The organism is Thermoleptolyngbya sp. PKUAC-SCTB121 (assembly GCF_016919485.1).
In the GTDB taxonomy this organism is placed as follows: domain Bacteria; phylum Cyanobacteriota; class Cyanobacteriia; order Elainellales; family Elainellaceae; genus Thermoleptolyngbya; species Thermoleptolyngbya sichuanensis.
Genome location: NZ_CP070366.1, coordinates 808761 through 828583, shown reverse-complemented (window position 1 = coordinate 828583; position 19823 = coordinate 808761). Strand labels below are relative to the sequence as shown.

Here is a 19823-nt window from a genome sequence, read left to right as displayed (position 1 = left end):
CAAACTTTATGGCCAGGTCTGGTCAACTTGACTTTCGCGTAGGGGGCAAATCTGGACAAGACTGCCTCAATCTAGAATAGGCTGGGAACTCTAGGAAGTGCCAATGTGTGCCAATGTTTTGAGGGTCTGTGTGAGGCTGCTGGGGTATTTGAGGCGATTTCCGGTCTGTCCTGTGTTCTTCTGCATTCTTGATAGATCTGCATTCTTGATAGATCGGTCATTTCGGTCATTGTTGATGCTGGAGGAAAACGTCTGTCATGCCCAACTTACCGGTAAAGCGCATGGTGCTATACAAGCACGGGGTCGGTTTCTTTGAGCGCTTGGGGGCTTTGGGGCCAGAGTCCTCCGTCACCTTGACGTTCAAAAAAGAGGAAATGAACGATATCCTCAAAAGCTTGGCGGCCTTCCCCCAGGGCGATGGGCAGGTGGTGAACGTGTCCTATGAAACGCCGGAAGAGAAGCAAGACGCGCTGAGCAAAGCGCCGCTGGTGTTGAGCGATCGCCAGGCCTGGCTAGATTTGGTGCGATCGCTGCGGGGTTGTCAGGTGCGGCTCCATATCGCTGGCGGCGAAACCGACGGGGCGCAGGAGCGGATCATCAGCGCGTCTGGCTCCGAGTTTGTGGTCAGCGGCTGCATGGTGGGGCTAAACCAGATTGCCGAAAAGCCAGAGCAAACTCTAGTCGCCATCATGACCACAGGCAGCGAAGCCGACAGCACGCCTAGCCTGCGGACGTTTCTGCTGTCTCAGGTGCGGGGTCTGGATATTTTGGATGCTCGCAGCGGCGATGATCTGCGCTATGTGCTGGACTTGAGCCAATCCCGCGAGGAACAGCGCAGCGTCACCATTTTTCTCGATCGCCCCAATCAAGATCTGCTAGTTAGCTATGTTGCTCCCAGCCCCACTTGGCGCGTCAGCTATCGCCTCGGCTACACGCCCGATGCACCTGCCGAGGGCAGTGGTGTTGCCGACAACAGCGACAGCGGTCAGCTATTCATCCAGGGCTGGGGCATTGTGGACAACCAGCTCGATGAAGATCTCGAAGATGTCTCCCTAACGCTGATCGCGGGACAGCCCATCAGCTTTATCTACGACCTCTACACGCCCCGCTTTGTCGATCGCCCCACTGTCGAGGACGAAGCGCGAACGGTGGCGGGCCCCGTCAGCTTTGAAGAAGGTCGCCTATATTCACATATCGATGTGGCATCTGTGTCGCACAGCTTACTCGATAGGGATTCCAACTTCTACGAGTCTGATTTAGATGCAGAGCTAGCGGCTCCAGGCATGGGCAGCAGTCGGTTCAAATCTGCCCGCCGCGACCTGGCCCAGGCAACTCAGGTTCAGGCAACGGGCGTGGCGCGGGGCGAGTTGTTTCAGTACGACGTGGGCATTCCGGTCACGATCAAGCGGGGACAGAGCGCGATGGTGCCGATTTTGGGCGCAACGCTGGCCAGCCGCAAACAGCACTGGTTCAACGCTGAAAAAATGCCAGACCATCCAGTGGTGACCATCGTCGCGACCAACACGACTGGGCTGACCCTAGAGCGCGGCCCGGCGACGGTGCTGGAGGCAGAGAACTACGTGGGGGAAGCAGTGCTGAGCTTTACGCCTGCTGAGGGCGAGTTTTTTGTGCCCTACGCTGTGGATTTGGGCGTGCAGATTTTGCGGGAAGACGAGTCACGCCTGGAAACGGCGGCGATCGCCCTTGGGAAAGGTGACTACCTCGTTCATGACCAGTGGGAAACCCGCCAGACCGTCTACCGCATCGACAACCGCAACACCTATCCCATTGCTTTGGTGATTGAGCAGCGCATTCTCAGCGGCTACGAGTTGTTTGAGACGGTGGAGCCGATGGAGCAGACGGCTGAGTTTCAGCGCTGGAAGCTGGCGATCGCCCCCCGGCAGCAGAGCGAGTTTCGCGTGCAGCAGCGCCGAAAAATTTCTCGAGACGAACAAATCCTCAACCTGGATTACCAGACTCTCCAGGCGTACCTGCACAACAAATTTATCAACGCCAGCCTGTTTCAGGAGTTGCGCGGCATTCTAGACCTGCATCAGCAGATTGCCCAAACGCAGCAGGAAATCCAGAAGCTTGCCAAAAAGCGCGATCGCCTCTCTGACGAGCAGGAAGGCATTGCCAAAAAATTGCAGCCCTTGAATAACAGCGGCAGCGAAAATGACCTGCGCGAGAAGCTGGCAGCCAAAATGAGCCACCTAGAAGACGAGCGCGATCGCCTCCAAGCCAGCATCATCGCCCAAGAGCAAACGCAGGACAGCCTGAAGCAGCAGCTTCAGCAATTGCTTCAGGAGTTGCACTAGACTGGCGCTCGATCCAGCGTCAGGTCTAGCGCTGAACCCTAAGCAGATTCATGGGCAGCAAATGCATGGGCAGCAAATGCATGAGCAAAGTCATTGCCCGCTCAGGAAAGCTGGAACAGGAACGTCATGCGATCGCCCTTGCCCAGCGAGATGCGATCGCCCGGCCGCAGGCGGTGGCGGTTGCCCATCGGCAGCGGCATGTTGTTCACGTAGGTTCCATTGGAACTGCCCACATCTTCCAGGTAATAGGCATCGCCCTCCACCCGGATATCAGCGTGAACCCGCGACACAATTTCTGAACTGGGAAAACCAGACACGTCAATATCCGGCGGAATTCGGTCGTTGGGCTTGCCAATGTGAACGACAGGTAGCGCTTGGGGTAGCTCTACAACCTGATTGGTCTGCACGTGCAGCAAGCTGGCTCGCTGCGTCTGGAGTTGGGTCGGCCCCAAGGAAGCGGTCGGACTAGCTACTGGCGGCACTGCGACGGGCGGCGTGACAGGCGATGGCGGCGCAACGGGCGGCGTGACAGGTGGTGGCGGCGGTGGCGGAAGTTCAGAAACGGGTGAAACGCCCGAAGTTGCAAACGAGTCCGGTGTTGCTGCAATCGGCGGCGTAATTGGCAATGGATCGGGTGGAACCAAGGGTTCTACTGCTGGCAAATCGGGAATTGCAAAATCAGGCGCGACCGTTGGTGTGGACACCTCTGTCCCCTCTGCCGCCGCCGCCCGCAGGTTAAACCCACACTGTCCACAAAAGCTGGCATCGGACTGAACCGAAGCCCCACAGTTGGGACAGCTCATCATGGTGGGCAGCGGCGTGTAGCAGGCTTCACACTGCACTGCGCCATCGGGATTTTGATGGTTGCAATTCGGACAAACAATCATAAATAGACCGCTCCCCTTACCGTGGGTCTTAGCTCCAGTGAATGAACAGGGCATCTGCGCGAGGCAGGCTGGGCACGTCTGAGCCAGGAAGAGGCTTAACCTAGCACGGTTCGGCCTGCAATTTCAGCGTGCAATTTCAGCGTGTCATTTCAGCCTGCAATCAGCCTACAAATAGCTTGCCCCATTAATGACTCTACAAGCGCACTGGTGCATTTCCCGCCTATTTCTGGAAATGTTCTGCCTCGGTAGCAGCCCAAACTCGTCGCCCAACCGTTTCACCCCTGGCTAACGATGCTGATTAACCAAAGAATCGCTTATATTAAAAAAGCTCAATTGAAGCCAATTGCCTACTTCAAAAATCCGCCAGACCTGAGCCAAGCTACGCTCAGGGCAGCCCAAGAGCGGCGGGTTCTCTAGATACCTGCTTGAGGAGGTCAGTCGTTTGTCGTTTTCCAGTGATGACTTTGCCAAAGCCCTAGAACAGCACGACTATGCGTTTCAGAAGGGACAAATCGTGCGGGGCAAGGCCTACAGCTATGAATCGGACGGAGCCTATGTCGATATTGGCGGCAAGTCCGCTGCGTTTTTGCCGCTAGAGGAAGCGTCTTTGCGGCGCATCAGCAACGTGTCAGAAGTGCTGCCGCTGCAAGAGGAGCGCGAGTTTCTCATTGTGCGGGAGCAGGATGCTGATGGCCAGGTGACGCTATCGCTGCGTCAACTTGAACTGCGCCAGATCTGGAGCCAGTTCGCCGAAATGCAGGAGGAAAACAAAACGATCCAGGTGCGGGTGAACGGGTTTAACAAAGGCGGCGTGACGGTGGATGCAATGGGGCTGCGGGGCTTTATTCCGCGATCGCACCTGAGCGAGCGAGAGAACCTGGAGTCTCTGATTGGCAAGTCTATGACGGTGGCCTTTATCGAGGTGAATCCCACCACCAAGAAACTGGTGCTGTCGCAGCGGCTAGCCGCGCAAGCTGCCAGCTTTAGCCAAATCGTGGAAGGTCAACTGATCAGCGGTAAGGTGTCGGGTATCAAGCCCTTTGGCGTGTTTGTGGATTTTGACGGCGCGACGGGGCTGCTCCACATCAATCAGATCAGCAAGAACTACATCTCGTCCCTTGGCGACCTGTTTCAGCTAGGGCAGCCCGTCCGGGCGCTCGTGAATGAGGTGGATGAAGTCAAGCGGCGGATTTCGCTGTCTACCAAGCCGCTGGAAAACTATCCCGGTGAGATGCTGGAAAACATGGCGGCGGTGATGGCCGAGGCCGAGGCTCGTGCCCAAAAGCTTCAGCAGTCGGCAGCCAGCGCGATCGCCCCTAAAGATGTGGAGAGAAATGCAGAGACAGATGCAGAAAGCAGCGTCGAGCTGGCTGAAGAAGCGGTAGGAGATGTAGAGGCCCCAGAAGCCCCAGAAGCCCTGGACGAACCTGCTGCATCGGACGACTCAGCCACAGACGAAGCCGCTGAATAACTTGGGGCGGGGTTTTGCGGGCGATCGCCCCTATGACTTCTGAAACGCGGGCTAAACTCGAAGCGGAACGGGGCCAGCAGGCGATTCTTATTCTCGCGCTTGCCAGCCCCGTTGCCGTTCTGTTGTTGTGACCAGTCAGTGAACCTAGATTCAGTGTGGCTCAAGCCTGGGTATAAGTCATCACATCGTCCAGGCTTTTTACGGAAACTATGTTTTTGCCCCCGGGCGATCGCACATTCCGCTAGACTACGGCAGAGCGCGTTTGTCCTTTTTCCATAAATCAACGGATTTGCTTTTTTGAGAGCGCGTTCAGCCCAGTTCGCGTGAATCGGGATGTGCGTGGAATTCTGGGGTGTGTTGCCGGAGGGGGGCGATCGCCGCCAAGCACAGAGTGCGTGTTTACAACCAGATGAATATTTTTTGGTATAAAAAGAGACTCAAAAATGTTGATTTTTGAGAACCCCGCGGGTCAATTTTCCTGGCTGAGGCATCGTCTGTGGCGGATCTGCTACCTAAAGGTGAATATTCCTTAAAGCACTTGCCCGATCCCGCTGACCCGACTCTTGTCTACAGACTACCCTTCTGGGAAATTTCCCAGAGAAATTTTCCAGAGAAATTTTCCGGAGAAATTTCCCGACAGACAATTCCGCAACGCAGCTTAAACAGGCGCTAGGCTAGTATTGACTACACGACTGCTCTATCCCGTTGCCGCAAAGCTTGCCCATGACTGCCCCGACGGAAACCGACCTCGCCACCCAGAACGGAGCCACCCAGAATGGACTGAACACCGCCGCTAACCCTGGGCGATCGCCCGCTGTGGATGTGCAGACGGATGACGTTGCTGATCTGGATGTAGAAATGTCCCTGTTCGACCATTTGGAAGAACTGCGGATGCGGATTTTCTATGCCCTCATCGCAACCGTGGTGGGTGTCATCATCTGCTTCTTCTTTGTCAATCCCATCGTGCAGCTTTTGGAAGTGCCCGCGCAGGGGGTGAAGTTTCTTCAGCTTTCGCCAGGGGAATACTTCTTCGTGTCGCTGAAAGTCGCAGGCTACAGCGGCTTGCTGGTTGCCAGCCCGTTTGTGCTGTACCAGATTATTCAATTCGTGCTGCCGGGGCTGACTCGCAAAGAGCGACGTATCATTGGCCCCATCGTTCTTGGCTCCAGTTTCCTATTCGTCGGCGGGCTGGTGTTTGCCTATGTGGCGCTGATTCCCGCAGCCCTAAACTTTTTTATTAGCTATGGCGCGGACGTTGTGGAACAGCTTTGGTCCATCGACCGCTACTTTGAGTTCGTGCTGCTGCTCTTGTTTAGCACTGGGCTGGCATTCCAGATTCCAGTCATTCAAGTCCTCCTGGGGCTTTTGGGACTCGTCACCTCTGGGCAAATGCTGTCGGGCTGGCGGTATGTGGTGCTGGGCGGCGCGGTGCTGGGCGCAGTCCTCACGCCTTCTACCGATCCGGTGACGCAGAGCTTACTGGCGGGCGCAGTGCTAGGGCTTTACTTTGGCGGCACGGGCATGGTGAAGCTGCTGGGCCGATAGCGGCCGGGTTCATGCTCCAAAGATAGTTTTTGACCGTCAGACCATCCACTCCGAAGCGCGATCGCCCAGGTCGATGGGATAGCTGACTGCCTTTCCCAGGCGCGGCTTCTCTGTGGTCTGCTCAATGAACTGCTGGACTCGCTCAGCGCTGCCCAGCGCGGTGAGATAACTGGCGACATCGTTGAGATGCTCCAGGTATTCGTCTTCCGTCATGGGAAACGACACCTGCTCCAAATATTTCCACATCACTTGAAACAACACCTTTCCCTGCACCTTCCGTAGCTGCACGTCGAAGGAGCGGCTCCATTTGGTCAGTAATAGCTGATGCAGTTCCTCGCCAGTCATAGGGGCTAAGGGATTAGGGTTTAAGAAGTCAGGGGTCAGCTCAGGTTGGGCTATCAGGTTGGGCTATCAGGCTGGGCTATCAGGTTGGGCTATCAGGTTGGGCTGTCGGGTTGGGCTATCAGGTTGGGCTGCTCGATTTATTTTAGGAGATCTGAAGTTTTACGTTTCGTTACGATACCGCTGTTCAGAGGGGCTATCTGCGGTTTCTGGTGCGGTCAGCGCTATAGAATACTTCATAGAAAACTGTAAACCATTGCCGAACAAGGACTGCTGCCAAGGATGGAGGCCTTGCACCGGACAGGGTTTTACCCAACGTTACTTCTCTAAACTCACCGTTCATAATCATGACTCAAGCTTCTGGAACGCCTGATGTGCCCGATTTGGGCCGGCGGCAGTTTATGAATCTTCTTACTTTTGGGGCAGCCACGGGCACGGTGCTGGGCATGTTGTATCCCGTCGTGCGGTACTTTATTCCCCCCTCCAGTGGCGGTGCAGGCGGCGGCGTGACGGCCAAAGATGCCCTGGGCAACGATGTGGTGTTGAAAGACTTTTTGGCTACCCATGCTGTGGGCGAGCGCGTGCTGGCGCAAGGGCTAAAGGGCGACCCGACCTATTTGGTGGTAGAAGACGCTGGGGCGATCGCCAGCTACGGCATCAACGCGGTTTGTACCCACCTGGGCTGCGTTGTTCCCTGGAATGCCAGCGAAAATAAATTTATTTGCCCCTGCCACGGCTCTCAATATGACGCGACGGGTAAGGTGGTGCGCGGGCCGGCTCCGCTGTCGCTAGCGCTGGTGCATACCGAGATCACCGAAGACGGCAAGATTGCCATGACCCCCTGGACGGAAACCGACTTCCGCACGGGCGATGCGCCTTGGTGGACTTAGGGAGTTGCCCTGCCTAGTTCTGACCTGCCCCATTTTTGGGTTTAACGTTGGGCGATCGCCCATTTCTGCCGAACCTTTTTCTAAACCGAACACGCACTCTAAAAATGAACTTCAAGGTTTGCTCATTTCCCTCTCGTCGCCGGAGTATAACCGCTCTGGTTCGGGGGCTGATGGTGGCGGTGCTGACGCTAGCGGCGCTGGTGTCGAGCGATGCCCTGCTGCCTCAGTCCGCTGCTGCCTACCCCTTCTGGGCACAGCAAAACTACACCAATCCTCGCGAAGCCACGGGTCGCATCGTCTGTGCCAACTGCCACCTGGCCGCCAAACCCGCCGAAATCGAGGTGCCCCAGGCTGTGCTGCCGGATTCTGTGTTTAAGGCCGTGGTGAAAATTCCCTACGACCATTCGGTGCAGCAGGTACAGGCGGACGGTTCTAAGGGGCCGCTGAATGTGGGGGCAGTGCTAATACTGCCGGAGGGCTTCACCATTGCGCCGGAAGACCGTATTCCTGAAGAAATGAAGGAAGAGGTCGGCTCTAGCTACCTGTTCCAGCCCTACGCCGATGACAAACAAAATATCGTGCTGGTGGGGCCGCTACCGGGCGACCAGTATGAGGAAATCGTTTTCCCGGTGCTGTCGCCTGACCCCGCCACGAACAAGAGCGTTGCCTTTGGCAAATACTCGGTTCACCTGGGCGCAAACCGGGGGCGGGGACAAGTCTATCCCACGGGTGAAAAGAGCAACAACGCCGTTTATAATGCCTCAGCGGCGGGCGTGATTACGGCGATCGCCAAAGCGGACGACGGCAGCGCCGAAGTCAAGATTCGCACCCAAGACGGTACGACCGTGGTGGACAAGATTCCTGCTGGCCCAGAGCTAATCGTTTCTGAAGGCGAAGAAGTCGCCAGTGGTGCTGCACTGACCAACAACCCCAACGTCGGCGGTTTTGGTCAGAAGGACACCGAAATCGTGTTGCAAAGCCCGAACCGCATTAAAGGTCTGATTGCATTCCTAGCGGCCATTACGCTGACTCAAATCCTGCTGGTGCTGAAGAAGAAGCAGGTCGAGCGCGTCCAGGCTGCTGAAATGACCTTCTAAAGGCTGTGTTCATCACAGGTTGATAGCTACAAGGGTGTTCCATTGGAGCGCCCTTTTTTGGGCACTAAATGCAATGTGCAACTTGCAATCTGCCCTTTGCCTTTTGGGGTGCGCCGAAGGCTTCAAGCTCTTTCCAGTGCAGGGCAGAACCTCCAAGCCAATTCCTCCGCTTCTTATGTTCTTATATTAGACCTCTTGCGTGAATCGTTGGGCAGCGGTGCCGCCCAACGATTCACGCTCTCAGAAAAGCATTTATGCAAGAGGTCTATTAGAGAAGGCGTAAGCGTTGTAAGCCTATCCGCTATTCGACTTTATCTACACCAAAAGAGCCAGATCAAAAGAGCCAGAGAGACTTGATTCTCTCTGGCTTTTTGAATTTCAGCCCATCTGCGAACACCCAAGATGGAGGAATTCAGCATGGGGTATGCCTTAACGGAGTATTACCCAAGGCGATTAGGAAGCAGGCGTGTCGCTCCCAAACCACTTCACAATCAGCTTTTCCAACTCGCCGTTGGATTTCATCTCGGAAATGACGGGGTCAAACTGGCCAAGCAGTTCAGACCCTTTGGGGAAGGCGATCGCCGAACCCGCTTCTCCCTCGTTGGGGAGGACATTCATTTCCAGGTCGGGGTTGGCGGCCATGTAGCCTTTGGCAACCGTGTCTTCCATCAAAATGGCATCAATCCGTCCAGCCTTTAGCTCCTGAATCATCTCATTGATTCGGTTCAACGCCTTGACGTTTGCGCCCTGAAACTCCTTGGCGGCTTGCTCTTGAATCGAACCCAACTGCACGCCCAGGGTCTTGCCGCTCAGACTTGCAGCACTCGTCAGACCTGAGCCAGATTTCGACACAATCGCATTCTTGGCTTCATAATAAATCTGGGAAAAATCGACGTTTTGCTTCCGCTCTTCCGTCGGGGTCATGCCCGCCATCACAAAATCAGCCCGCTTAGATTGCAGAGTTGGAATCAGCGCATTGAAGTCAATGTTGTCAATCTTGAGTCCATAACCCAGCTTGCTGGTGATGTATTTGGCGATATCGACATCAAAGCCAACGATTTCCTGGCTGCCGCTCGACGTGTCGATAAACTCATAGGGGGGATAGTCGGCAGAGGTAGCCATGGTCAATGTTCTGCCAGCGTCGCCGCCCGCTGTGGGGGCGCTGGAGTTACAAGCAGTCACCAGTGTAATCGTCAACAGGGCCGTCAAAAAGGCCGTGAACAAGAACTTGAGTCGCTTCATAATCAAAGTCTCTAGAAGAACTAAAACCAACCCGTGCAAACGTTGCAGTCTAAAAGTTGCAGTCTAAAACTCGTAATCTTTTCACTGCTCGCGTAATGCCTGCTACACAACCGTTTTTGAGCTTGAGAGATAAACTGTTTTTACGACGATTCAGGTATAGTGGCATTTTCCGAGTTGGGTCGGTATCTCGAAATACCAAACCGAATTGCCTTGCCTGCAATTAGGCTGGCCAGTTAGCTATTGTGCCACTTAAATTCAAGGTTGTGGAGCTTGCGCCCCCTAAAAGCTGCTTTCTGGGTGTTTTAGCGGTTGAGTTTTGGCGGCAATTCTGGCGCTGTTTCTGCAATTCGCTCTGCCACCCGCAGTTTGGCTGAGCGGGCGCGGGGATTGGCGGATAGCTCTGCATCGGTCGGCTGGACTGGCTTTTTGGTGATGACGCGCAGGGCGGGTACGGCTCTAAAAGTGTGTTTGACTAGCCGATCTTCCAGACTGTGGAAACTGATGACGACTAATCTTCCAGTCGGCATTAGCCAGGCGGGTGACCTATTGAGAAATGCTTCTAAAACGTTGAGTTCGTCGTTGACGGCGATGCGGAGGGACTGGAAGACGCGAGTGGCAGGATGAATGCGCCCGTGTCGATAGGCGGGGGGAACGCTGCGGGCGATCGCCTCTGCCAGTTCTGTCGTCGTCTCAAACGGTCGCTGTTCCACAATACGGCAGGCAATCCGGCGCGACAGCCGCTCCTCGCCGTAGCGGTAAAACAGGTTGGCTAGCTCAACTTCATCCCAGGTGTTAATGATGTCGGCGGCGGTGAGGGGCTGATGGCGGTTCATCCGCATGTCCAACGGGGCCGCATGGCGAAAGCTAAAGCCGCGATCGCCCTGGTCAAACTGTACCGAACTCACGCCCAGATCCGCCAGAATGCCGTCGAATCTGATCGCGCCCGGATTGTAAGCCGCAAAGTTGGTGTGACAAACCGAGACGCGATCGCCAAATTCTGCCAGGTTAGCCCGAATCGCGGCGATCGCCTGCTCGTCTTGATCCAGGGCCACAAGCTGCGTGTCCGGCGCTGCTTCAAGGATCAGCCGACTGTGGCCGCCGCCGCCGGCCGTTGCGTCCAGATAGCGTCCGCCAGGTTTGACTGCCAACCCCGCCAGCACCTCCGCGCCCAGCACGGGAATGTGGTGAAAGGCGGGTTCAGACGTGATGTGTGTAGGGGCGATCGCCCCGCTAGTCGGGTCTGGGGCTAAACGGTCTGCCGCTAGGGAATCGCTGTGCAAACCCTCCCCGTCCGCCTCATCTGGCGGTGGGCCAGTAGCCATCTATTCACCCTCCATCCAATGACTCACTGCACCACACGCCCCGGCGTGTCTACTGCGTCGATGCAGGTGGCCAGGGCCCGGTCGGTAGTCAGGGTGCTGCCGTTTTTGATGCCCACCACGCAGTTAGCAAACTCGTTAGGCAGCAGGCTGCGGCGACAGTGGCTCAACACGCTCGACAGGTTGGCTGTCTCATCATCTCCCACGATTTGGTTGAAACATTGTGCCAGGTCTTCGGGACGACGCACGCTGCGGCAAGCACTTAGCACATCGCTGACCACCAACGTCTCGCCACCGCCAATGCCCGCCACGCAGCGCGACACTTCTCGCGGGTGAAACGCGCTGGCGCAGGCCGTCGCTGCAACTGCCTCCGCTGCTCCCCGACCGATCAAATCCGCAGTACATTCGTCATAGTCGGACGTTCTGACGCGACGATAGCGATAGCTGGCCAGCGCGGATGATGTGGGCAACCCCAGGACAAGTAATCCCGCCGTCGTCAGCACCAGGGCAGACACACGAGCAAGGGGCGATCGCAGTGCAGAATGTGGCATAACAAAACCCGTGAAAGAGACCGTGGAGAATGCGTCAAACGCCCCAATTCTACGACAACTTCCGTCCGCCCGCTGCGCCAACTGTTTTATTTCATGAACATCTAAAAAGAAGTTGCCAAGAACCTGTGCCAACTGCCCCAAAACGCGCTAGAACTTTCCAGATCTGCCTACTTCCAGGTTGGGGGCTGCATCGAAGCCTCTCTGAATCTTTGTGAATCTCTCTGAATCTGAACCTCGCTGAAAATGCCGTGCCCCGGTTCCTTGCCCCTTCGTGCTGATTTGCTACCCTCGCCCATTGAATCCATCTCCCATGCAACCTTTGGAACAACTTCTGGAACAGGTCAACCAGCAGCGTGTGAAACACATCATCAAGCTCTACGCGCTCGATAGCGAAGAGGCTCAAGACGTTTATACTAGCCTGGACGCTTTGTTTCGCCGCTATCCGCCGCCGCTGATCGAACTGGCGCTAGTGGAAACGCTGGTGGATTGCTGGGCCGCTGTGCCCCTACCCAAAGGACTGCCATTTATCAGCCAAGTGCGCGATCGCCTCCGCCAGTGGGAAGCCCAACGCGAGACAGAGCCACTACTCAGCACCCTCACGCCCCAGCAGTTTCACCACATTACCGGACTGGACCCCGCGCCGATCTTTGGGCCGGGGCTGGTTGATGCTGGGGGCGATCGCCCTGCCGATCATTAAGAGCGCATAAAAATGCTTAAAGCCGAATAAATCAGCAAAAGCGTGGATAAAGCAGCAAAACCTCTCGGAAAAGATTTCGCAACTCTTGTACCGTGGCAAACCGGAAAATCCTAGCCCTGGATGCTACTCTAAGTAAAACTACTAGGGCTTACGCAGTTGTACGATTTCTCGCGGGCTGCACCCGTGAGAAACCGTACAAAACTCAGAAAAATTAATCGCAAGTGCGTAGGTCCTAACTACATAAGGCATTAGTATTTCCAAGACAAACTGGAGAGCAGGAGGCCCACTATGCGCTGGGAGTTTGGTCGGCGAAGCACCAATATAGAAGATCGGCGTGGAATGAGACCCTCTCGCGGCGTGGTTGGCGGCGGGCTGGGGGCTTTGCTGTTGGCGCTGCTGGTGGCGCTGCTGGGGGGCGACCCGTCAATGGTGCTGAACCAGTCTCCCGTATACGACAGCCCCGCCCAAGTCGCTCCGGCCCCTCCCCAAGACGACCAGGCGGCTGCCTTCGTTTCGACGGTTTTGGGCTATACCGAAGATACCTGGTCGCAGATCTTCCGCGAAAAAGGCTCAAAGTACGTTGAGCCAAAGCTGGTGCTGTTTTCGGGTGTTGTAAATTCGGGCTGCGGCACGGCACAAGCCTCAATGGGCCCCTTCTACTGCCCGCTGGATCAAAAAGTCTACTTGGACATGAGCTTTTATAACGACATGCAGCGTCGGCTGGGGGCAGGGGGCGACTTTGCCTACGCCTATGTGATTGCCCATGAGGTCGGGCACCATGTACAAAACCTGCTGGGGATTTCCGACCAGGTGCAGTCGATGCAGCGTCGCGTCAGCAAAACCCAGGCCAATCAGCTTTCGGTTCGGCTGGAGCTTCAGGCGGATTGTTTCGCAGGCGTATGGGCAAATCGCACCCACCAGGCTCAGCAGATCTTGGAGAAGGGCGATGTGGAAGAAGCGCTCAATGCTGCTGCTGCCATTGGTGACGATCGCCTCCAGAAGCAAGCCCAGGGCTATGCTGTTCCCGATTCCTGTCACCCATGGCACCTCAGCACAGCGCGTCCGCTGGTTTACCCAGGGAATCAAGACGGGCGACGTGAATCAGTGCAATACGTTTGAGGCGACGACGCTTTAAGGTTTGGGGATGAGATAAAGCGTGTCAGCCCGACTTTGGATTGCTTCGGCTGGGTCTTCAGGAGCTATACCCAAACGGTGACGGCGGCCACGGCAATTAGCATTTCGTCGTTTTTGTCGTCTAGTTCCGGGATGGCTCGTCCCTGAACCACCATGCCGCCAGATTCCACGATCAGGCGTTTTTGCCCGAAGGGAAGCACTGCCAGCACTTCTGCCTGCCGCACTAGCTCTGGATAGGGCACGCCGACTTGCACTTCGACGAGCATTTCATCGGGGTGGTTGAGGCCGGCGACTTCCCAGATGCCGGGAAGGGCATTGTGGGCGATCGCATTTCGCACAGCCCGCGCTGCGGCAACCGTAGGGTCTTGTCCATGCTGGTCAATGCCCATGCCCATTTCGATGATGAAGCGTTTGTGGGTCATATCCGCAACTCGCTAAACAGCATCAGCAGCCCACCCAGCACCCCGATCACCGCAATCGTTCCCAGCGCGTTGAGTTTTTGGGGTAGCGGCTGGGCGGCGGGTTGCAACCAAAAGGACAGCGTGCGTGTGACCCACGGCATCACCAGCCAGGTCAGGATGGAGCAGGAAATGAAATTGTCGAGCAGCATGGCGCTGGGGTGGGGCAGGTTTTTCATAAAGCCCAATGCGCCCAGCAGCACCGACTGAATCATTAGCGTCGGATATAGCCCCAGCACGACTGCTAGGTTTTGCTTCCAGGCGGGCGGCCCCAATCCCAGTTGCTCACCGCCGATTTTGGGCGAAAACCAGCCCTCTAGCCCGGTGGTGAAGGACTTGAACTGGTAGGACTCAACGGGATGATCTTCGGCATTGATCACGGCTTCCCGGTCTTTCGACTTCAGCCAGGCGTTGAGATTCTCTGGCGAGTCAAAGTGAACGATGGAATACCACTTGAGCTGGCTTTTGCCTTTGACAGGCGGCAGCAGGTCGGTGCGGATATAGCCCTTGAAACGCCAGGCCGTGCGGGTGAGTTTGGCGTGCCATCGGCGAAAAGCAATGCCTTTGCCGCGTGGCACAGTATGTTCAACAACCAAGCTGGCATGGACGGGCTGCTCGGTTTGCAGATTAAACATGAGTTTGGGATTGAGGGATAGAGCGCAGGGAATTGGGGGTAGAAAATCAGTCGTTTTGAGGAGCTGAATCTTAACGATTGATTCAGTCGATTGATTCAGTTGATTGATCAATCCACTGAAATGATCAGTTCCAGTTTCGACTGCTTCTAGTTTCCAGGTCTAGTTTCCAGCAAAGGAAAGCATACTGCGTTGTGAGATCGCGGATACTCTATCTGCCGATAGAGGAAAACCCAACTCCTAGAGGGAGAGAGCCGAATCCTTTGCCATAAACGCCATAAACACAAAACTTACGCACTTGCGATAAGCTTTCTGGATTTTGGACAATTTCTCGTGGGCTGCGCCTGTGAGAAATTGTCCAACTGCATAAGTCCTAAAACAATGTCGTGAACAGTGTCGTGGCGGGGAAAGGACGGTGAAACAAGCAGTAGAACCGGGGATGTATCGGGTTGCACAATCTCGCTGCTGGATTTGCGTTAGTTCTAGGCTAGATGATTTTACGTTAGTCGGCACAAAGCCCTGACTAGGGTGTTAAGTAGCTTTTTAAGCCGCTCTTTTTAAGCAGATCTTTGAAGAGGCGCATTCTGCAAAATTTTGGAAGCTTTGGGCGATCGCCCAGGTTCCCGTCATAGAATCACCCTAATCTTTTGTCCCTAAGCGAGATCCGGATTCATCTACTTATTCAATAAACCGTTAGATATCCATCTAGAGATATCCATCTAGAGATATCCATCTAGATATCCATCAAACGCCATCCCTCAGACGCTACTCCTGACGCTCCTGTGACACAGCAACTCGAAACCCAACTAGCGATTACTATCAATGGCGATCGCGTTCGTATCAAAGACGTTCCCCTCACCACCACGCTGCTGGATTTTCTCCGGCTTATTGGGCGTGTGGGCACGAAGGAAGGCTGCGGCGATGGGGATTGCGGAGCCTGCACCGTGGCCGTGGTCGGCGTGGGCGCAGATGGCAAGCCCCATTACCAGGCGGTAAATAGCTGCCTGATTCCGCTGGGTTCGGTGGTGGGGCGCGAAGTGATCACGGTAGAAGGCGTGGCCAACGGCAAGCTGCATCCTGTTCAAGACGCAATGGTGAAGCTGGGTGGCTCCCAGTGTGGCTATTGCACGCCGGGTTTCATCATGAGCATGTTCGCCGCCTACTACGACGGCAAGCTGGACGATGTGGCGGTGGAGGGCAATCTCTGTCGCTGCACAGGCTATCTGCCGATTCGCCGGGCGGCCCAGGCTGCGGCTGCCGAAACGCCCTGCGACCATTTCAGCGAGCATCTGGCCGAGGCAGATGCCGAGCTGATGCCCTACTGCTTCACGGAACACGGACAGTTCTATCGCCCGACGAGGCTTCAGGAGGTGCTGGAACTGCTGCGCGACCATCCCGATGCAACGCTGGTGGCAGGCGCGACCGACCTGGGGCTAGAGCTTCAGCGGCGCGAGTTTCCGGTGCTGATTTCCCTAGAAGCGGTGGCGGAACTGAAGACGCTGGTGCAAACCGACGAGTTTGTAGAAATTGGCGCGGCGATTCCCCTAAGCCACATCGAGACACAGCTTCACGGCGTGTTTCCCTGCATGGATGAGATGATTCACTGGTTTGCGGCACGGCAGGTGCGGAACCGCGCCACGCTGGGGGGAAATATTGGTACGGCCTCACCCATTGGCGATTTGCCACCCGTGCTGCTGGCGCTGGATGCGGAGCTGAAGCTGGCGAGTCTGGAGGGGGAGCGGGTCATGTCCCTGTCGCGATTTTTCCAGGGCTATCGCCAAACCGACTTGCAACCTGGTGAAGTGATTCAATCGGTGTGGATTCCTAAGGGCATTACACCGGGCGCAGCGCAGCGCCTCAGCCAATCTTACAAGATCGGTAAGCGCGGTACGGACGACATCAGCATTGTGGCGGCGGCCTACGTGGTGGATTTGGACAGTGAGAAGCGAGTGGTTCATGCGAGGCTGGGCTATGGCGGCGTGGCGGCGACCCCGATTCGGGCGACGGCGGTGGAAGAGTTTCTGGTAGGCAAACCCTGGAGCATGGACACGGTGCAACAAGCCAAACCTATGCTCTACAGCGCTTTTACCCCGTTGACGGATCTGCGGGGCAGCGCCGACTATCGCAAGATGCTGGTGGCCAATTTGTTTGAAAAGTTCTTTGTGGAGTTTGCAGCAGCGGCGGGGGTAGAAGTATGAGCATGGTCGGTCAACGCAAGAGCCATGAGAGCGCCGAAGGTCACGTTAGCGGCAAGGCGGTGTATACCGATGACCAGCGGATGCCGAGTGGGATGTTGTCGATTTATCCGGTTCTATCGCCCCACGCCCATGCCAGGATTCTCAGCATCGACACGGCTCCGGCGCTGGAGGTGGAGGGCGTGGTGACAGTGCTAACGGCAGCGGATGTGCCCGGAACCAACGATACGGGCGTGATTCGTCAAGATGAGCCACTGTTTCCCACCGATGAAGTGAGCTACTGGGGGCAGGCGATCGCCTGGGTGGTAGGCGAAACGGAAGACGCAGCGCGGCGGGGAGCGGCCCAGGTCACGGCGGAATACGAACCTCTGGAGGCGGTGCTGACGATTAAAGGGGCGGTCGCCGCCCATAGCTACCACAACGATCCGCAGTTCATCCGCCGGGGCGAAGTGGATCAGGCCATGGCCACAGCCGCCCACACCCTCGAAGGCGAACTGGAGATGAACGGGCAGGATCACTTCTACCTGGAGACCCACACAAGCTGGGTCATTCCTGATCCTGAAGGTAACTACCAAGTTTACTCGTCCACCCAGCACCCCAGCGAAACCCAAACCATTGTGGCGCGGGTGTTGGGGATTCCTGTGAATCGCGTCGTCTGTACCTGTCTACGAATGGGCGGCGGCTTTGGCGGCAAGGAGTCCCAGGCAAACCCGATGGCGGCCGCAGCGGCCGTCGCAGCGCACAAGACGGGTCGCCCGGTGCGCGTGAAGTTGGAGCGCCACCATGACATGATCCTGACGGGCAAGCGCCACGGTTTTTTGGGGCAATACAGGGTCGGTTTTGATCCCGACGGCAAGATCCTGGCGCTGGATGTGGCGCTCTATGCCGAGGGCGGCTGGAGCCTGGATCTGTCGCCCCCGGTGCTGATGCGGGCCATGCTGCACGTCGATAACGCTTACTACATCCCCAATATGCTCGTGCGCGGGCTGATCGTGAAGACTCATCGCGTGTCTAATACTGCCTATCGCGGCTTTGGCGGGCCCCAGGGAATGCTGGTGATCGAAGACGTGGTAGATCGAGTGGCGCGGCATTTGAACCTGCCGCCGGATGTGGTGCGCGAGCGAAATTTCTACCACGGCGAAGGCGACAGCACCACCACCCACTATGGCCAGGTGATCGTCGATAACCGCATCGCCCGGGTCTGGCATGAAGCGAAGGAGCGGGCCCACTTTGCCGAACGGGCCGCCGCTGTTACAGAGTTTAATCAGCAAAACCGCTACAAAAAGCGGGGGCTGGCGATTACCTCGGTAAAGTTTGGCATTTCCTTCAATAAGGTGCAATATAACCAGGCGGGAGCGCTGGTGCATATCTACACTGACGGCAGCATCCAACTGAACCACGGCGGCACGGAGATGGGGCAGGGCCTACACACCAAGATGCAGCAGGTGGCGACGCGGGCGCTAGGGGTGACGCTCGACCGCATCCGCATGATGCCCACCAGCACCGACAAAGTGCCCAACACCTCGGCCACGGCCGCCTCTAGCGGAGCCGACCTGAACGGGCAAGCGGTGAAAAACGCCTGCGAAATCCTGAAGTCGCGGCTGGCCCCGGTGGCGGCCAGGCTGCTGGATTTTGACGCGGCCGAGGAGATGGTGTTTGAAAATAACGAGGTCTATTGCCGCACCTACCCGACAGCGCGGGTGTCCTTTGATGCGGTAGTGCAGCAGGCCTATGGCGATCGCATCAGTCTCTCTGCCACGGGATACTACCGCACGCCGATGATCCACTGGGACCCGGTGACCGCGACGGGTCGCCCCTTCTATTACTTTGCCTATGGCGCAGCGGTGAGCGAGGTGGAAGTAGACGGCTTCACGGGCACGTTCAAATTACGCCAGGTGGATATTGTGCATGACGTGGGCGAGTCGCTGAATCCGCTGGTGGATCAAGGGCAGATTGAGGGCGGCTTTGTGCAGGGCATGGGCTGGCTGACGATGGAAGAACTGGTCTGGGATGAGCAGGGCCGCCTCCGCACCTTTGCCCCCAGCACTTATAAAATTCCCACCATCAGCGAAATCCCAGAACATTTCCAGGTGCATCTGATCGAGCGAGGCAGCCAGGACGGCACGATCTACGGCAGCAAAGCGGTGGGTGAGCCGCCGTTTATGCTGGCGATGTCCGTCCGCGAGGCAATTCGAGCAGCCGTGGCCGCCTTTGGCAATGCCGCCGTGGTGGAACTGGCCGCACCCGCTACGCCAGAAGCCACGTTGAGGGCGATCGAAGCGGTTCGGAGCGCCACCCCTGCGGTAGAAGCTGCACTGTCGTCTACGTCGGTCTAGGGTTTTATCCTGGTTTAATTTCGACCGAAATTCTGAGAAAAACCAAGTTTTGTGAATGGAGGGGCGATCGCCCCCTTTTTTTTGCTCTTTTCATATCTTTGTCCAGTTCCCCAGCGCTAGCGTTGCGGAGCAATCACTCCTAATCCCTAGTTTTCTAGTTTTTCTACCCTCCGTTTTAGCTCGTCACGCTTTCAGATAATATGAAGGAATGCCTAATTTCTCACTAGGTCAAGCGCATCGTCGGTTCCCGGCACATCGCAAGCCTTGCGGACAGAGACAGGCAGTGTCCAGTTCTGTCGAGTTTCAAGTTTGGATTCGGCTAGACTTGCACAACAGATTGAATTTCTTTGAATTTCTCAACTTGCATCCGCGTTGGGTAGGAACATAAAAGCTATGAGCGACGAGATTCTCACAAAGGTCAAAAAGATCGTATCCGAGCAACTGAGCGTCGAAGAGAGTGAAGTCAACCCTGAGTCTAACTTTGCCAACGACTTGGGCGCAGACTCTCTAGACACGGTTGAACTGGTGATGGCGCTAGAGGAAGAATTCGACATCGAAATTCCTGACGAAGCCGCCGAAGGCATCGCAACGGTTCAAGCTGCTGTGGACTACATCAAGCAAAAGGTCGCTGCGTAGGACTGGACGCAAGCTTCCACGCCTTCTCCAACCTCCTGCTGTTCTCTGCCCTGGCTATCTATAGGTCTCGGCT

The 19823-nt window shown here is 56.3% G+C and carries 15 protein-coding genes and 2 pseudogenes; 10 read left to right on the top strand and 7 right to left on the bottom strand.

The window, feature by feature from the left end; translation table 11 throughout:
• Nucleotides 1–257 precede the first annotated feature (257 nt).
• A complete protein-coding gene (locus JTM80_RS03465) occupies nucleotides 258–2318 on the top strand; it encodes a hypothetical protein (RefSeq protein WP_205370597.1) in 2061 nt (686 codons plus the stop codon).
• Between the two features lie 101 nt (nucleotides 2319–2419).
• Here the strand turns inward: JTM80_RS03465 and JTM80_RS03460 are convergent, their stop codons facing one another.
• Nucleotides 2420–3205: an FHA domain-containing protein gene (locus tag JTM80_RS03460; RefSeq protein ID WP_205370595.1), complete on the bottom strand. Its 786-nt coding sequence runs from the start codon at nucleotides 3203–3205 to the stop codon at nucleotides 2420–2422.
• A 421-nt stretch (nucleotides 3206–3626) separates the two neighbouring features.
• Here JTM80_RS03460 and JTM80_RS03455 point away from each other — a divergent pair.
• Together JTM80_RS03455 and tatC are read left to right on the top strand one after the other, a co-directional pair.
• Nucleotides 3627–4499: pseudogene (locus JTM80_RS03455) on the top strand (S1 RNA-binding domain-containing protein); the annotation flags it as partial.
• A 900-nt stretch (nucleotides 4500–5399) separates the two neighbouring features.
• Complete coding sequence (gene tatC, locus JTM80_RS03450) at nucleotides 5400–6221, top strand: twin-arginine translocase subunit TatC (RefSeq protein WP_172354177.1); 822 nt, start codon at nucleotides 5400–5402, stop codon at nucleotides 6219–6221.
• A gap of 36 nt (nucleotides 6222–6257) precedes the next feature.
• Here tatC and JTM80_RS03445 read toward each other — a convergent pair whose 3' ends face one another.
• Nucleotides 6258–6566 carry a DUF3067 family protein gene (locus JTM80_RS03445; protein ID WP_172354176.1) on the bottom strand — a complete coding sequence of 103 codons (309 nt, stop codon included), beginning with the start codon at nucleotides 6564–6566 and terminating at the stop codon, nucleotides 6258–6260.
• 344 nt (nucleotides 6567–6910) lie between these two features.
• On the opposite strand from JTM80_RS03445, the gene petC reads away from it, so the two are divergent.
• Both petC and petA read left to right on the top strand, forming a co-directional pair.
• Nucleotides 6911–7453, top strand: a complete 543-nt coding sequence (gene petC, locus JTM80_RS03440; protein ID WP_172354175.1) for a cytochrome b6-f complex iron-sulfur subunit — start codon at nucleotides 6911–6913, stop codon at nucleotides 7451–7453.
• A gap of 104 nt (nucleotides 7454–7557) precedes the next feature.
• The gene (gene petA / locus JTM80_RS03435; RefSeq protein ID WP_205370591.1) at nucleotides 7558–8550 is read left to right on the top strand and encodes a cytochrome f; all 993 of its coding nucleotides are present in this window, start codon (nucleotides 7558–7560) and stop codon (nucleotides 8548–8550) included.
• Between the two features lie 453 nt (nucleotides 8551–9003).
• Here petA and JTM80_RS03430 read toward each other — a convergent pair whose 3' ends face one another.
• The 3 genes from JTM80_RS03430 to JTM80_RS03420 all read right to left on the bottom strand — a co-directional run bounded on the left by JTM80_RS03430 (nucleotide 9004) and on the right by JTM80_RS03420 (nucleotide 11662).
• Complete coding sequence (locus JTM80_RS03430; RefSeq protein WP_172354173.1) at nucleotides 9004–9792, bottom strand: transporter substrate-binding domain-containing protein; 789 nt, start codon at nucleotides 9790–9792, stop codon at nucleotides 9004–9006.
• Nucleotides 9793–10094: 302 nt separating this feature from the next.
• A complete protein-coding gene (gene rsmH / locus JTM80_RS03425; protein ID WP_172354172.1) occupies nucleotides 10095–11114 on the bottom strand; it encodes a 16S rRNA (cytosine(1402)-N(4))-methyltransferase RsmH in 1020 nt (339 codons plus the stop codon).
• Nucleotides 11115–11137: 23 nt separating this feature from the next.
• Entirely contained in the window at nucleotides 11138–11662 is a 525-nt protein-coding gene (locus tag JTM80_RS03420; protein ID WP_172354171.1) for a hypothetical protein, read from the bottom strand.
• A 310-nt stretch (nucleotides 11663–11972) separates the two neighbouring features.
• On the opposite strand from JTM80_RS03420, the gene JTM80_RS03415 reads away from it, so the two are divergent.
• Entirely contained in the window at nucleotides 11973–12359 is a 387-nt protein-coding gene (locus JTM80_RS03415; RefSeq protein ID WP_172354170.1) for a hypothetical protein, read from the top strand.
• Nucleotides 12360–12647: 288 nt separating this feature from the next.
• A pseudogene (locus tag JTM80_RS03410) lies at nucleotides 12648–13494 on the top strand (neutral zinc metallopeptidase).
• 64 nt (nucleotides 13495–13558) lie between these two features.
• On the opposite strand, the gene JTM80_RS03405 reads toward JTM80_RS03410, so the two are convergent.
• Nucleotides 13559–13915 (bottom strand): Lin0512 family protein, encoded by a 357-nt coding sequence (locus JTM80_RS03405; RefSeq protein ID WP_172354168.1) that lies wholly within the window; start codon nucleotides 13913–13915, stop codon nucleotides 13559–13561.
• Entirely contained in the window at nucleotides 13912–14586 is a 675-nt protein-coding gene (locus JTM80_RS03400) for a hypothetical protein (RefSeq protein WP_172354167.1), read from the bottom strand. Before JTM80_RS03400 ends, JTM80_RS03405 begins: the two co-directional genes overlap by 4 nt.
• 779 nt (nucleotides 14587–15365) lie before the next feature.
• Here JTM80_RS03400 and xdhA point away from each other — a divergent pair.
• The 3 genes from xdhA (at nucleotide 15366) to acpP (ending at nucleotide 19750) form a co-directional block, all read left to right on the top strand.
• Nucleotides 15366–16781, top strand: a complete 1416-nt coding sequence (xdhA, locus tag JTM80_RS03395; protein WP_205370589.1) for a xanthine dehydrogenase small subunit — start codon at nucleotides 15366–15368, stop codon at nucleotides 16779–16781.
• The gene (gene xdhB / locus JTM80_RS03390; protein ID WP_172354165.1) at nucleotides 16778–19114 is read left to right on the top strand and encodes a xanthine dehydrogenase molybdopterin binding subunit; all 2337 of its coding nucleotides are present in this window, start codon (nucleotides 16778–16780) and stop codon (nucleotides 19112–19114) included. The genes xdhA and xdhB overlap by 4 nt, the downstream gene beginning before the upstream one ends.
• A 393-nt stretch (nucleotides 19115–19507) precedes the next feature.
• Complete coding sequence (gene acpP, locus JTM80_RS03385) at nucleotides 19508–19750, top strand: acyl carrier protein (RefSeq protein WP_068512699.1); 243 nt, start codon at nucleotides 19508–19510, stop codon at nucleotides 19748–19750.
• Nucleotides 19751–19823 lie beyond the last annotated feature (73 nt).

What these genes read in the sequence shown, in the direction of transcription:
- petC (WP_172354175.1), top strand. Translation starts at nt 6,911, where the DNA reads ATGACTCAAGCTTCTGGAACGCCTGATGTGCCCGATTTGGGCCGGCGG.
- acpP (WP_068512699.1), top strand. Translation starts at nt 19,508, where the DNA reads ATGAGCGACGAGATTCTCACAAAGGTCAAAAAGATCGTATCCGAGCAA.
- JTM80_RS03400 (WP_172354167.1), bottom strand. Translation starts at nt 14,586, where the DNA reads ATGTTTAATCTGCAAACCGAGCAGCCCGTCCATGCCAGCTTGGTTGTT.
- tatC (WP_172354177.1), top strand. Translation starts at nt 5,400, where the DNA reads ATGACTGCCCCGACGGAAACCGACCTCGCCACCCAGAACGGAGCCACC.
- JTM80_RS03420 (WP_172354171.1), bottom strand. Translation starts at nt 11,662, where the DNA reads ATGCCACATTCTGCACTGCGATCGCCCCTTGCTCGTGTGTCTGCCCTG.
- xdhB (WP_172354165.1), top strand. Translation starts at nt 16,778, where the DNA reads ATGAGCATGGTCGGTCAACGCAAGAGCCATGAGAGCGCCGAAGGTCAC.
- JTM80_RS03405 (WP_172354168.1), bottom strand. Translation starts at nt 13,915, where the DNA reads ATGACCCACAAACGCTTCATCATCGAAATGGGCATGGGCATTGACCAG.
- JTM80_RS03445 (WP_172354176.1), bottom strand. Translation starts at nt 6,566, where the DNA reads ATGACTGGCGAGGAACTGCATCAGCTATTACTGACCAAATGGAGCCGC.
- JTM80_RS03430 (WP_172354173.1), bottom strand. Translation starts at nt 9,792, where the DNA reads ATGAAGCGACTCAAGTTCTTGTTCACGGCCTTTTTGACGGCCCTGTTG.
- rsmH (WP_172354172.1), bottom strand. Translation starts at nt 11,114, where the DNA reads ATGGCTACTGGCCCACCGCCAGATGAGGCGGACGGGGAGGGTTTGCAC.
- petA (WP_205370591.1), top strand. Translation starts at nt 7,558, where the DNA reads ATGAACTTCAAGGTTTGCTCATTTCCCTCTCGTCGCCGGAGTATAACC.
- JTM80_RS03415 (WP_172354170.1), top strand. Translation starts at nt 11,973, where the DNA reads ATGCAACCTTTGGAACAACTTCTGGAACAGGTCAACCAGCAGCGTGTG.
- JTM80_RS03465 (WP_205370597.1), top strand. Translation starts at nt 258, where the DNA reads ATGCCCAACTTACCGGTAAAGCGCATGGTGCTATACAAGCACGGGGTC.
- JTM80_RS03460 (WP_205370595.1), bottom strand. Translation starts at nt 3,205, where the DNA reads ATGATTGTTTGTCCGAATTGCAACCATCAAAATCCCGATGGCGCAGTG.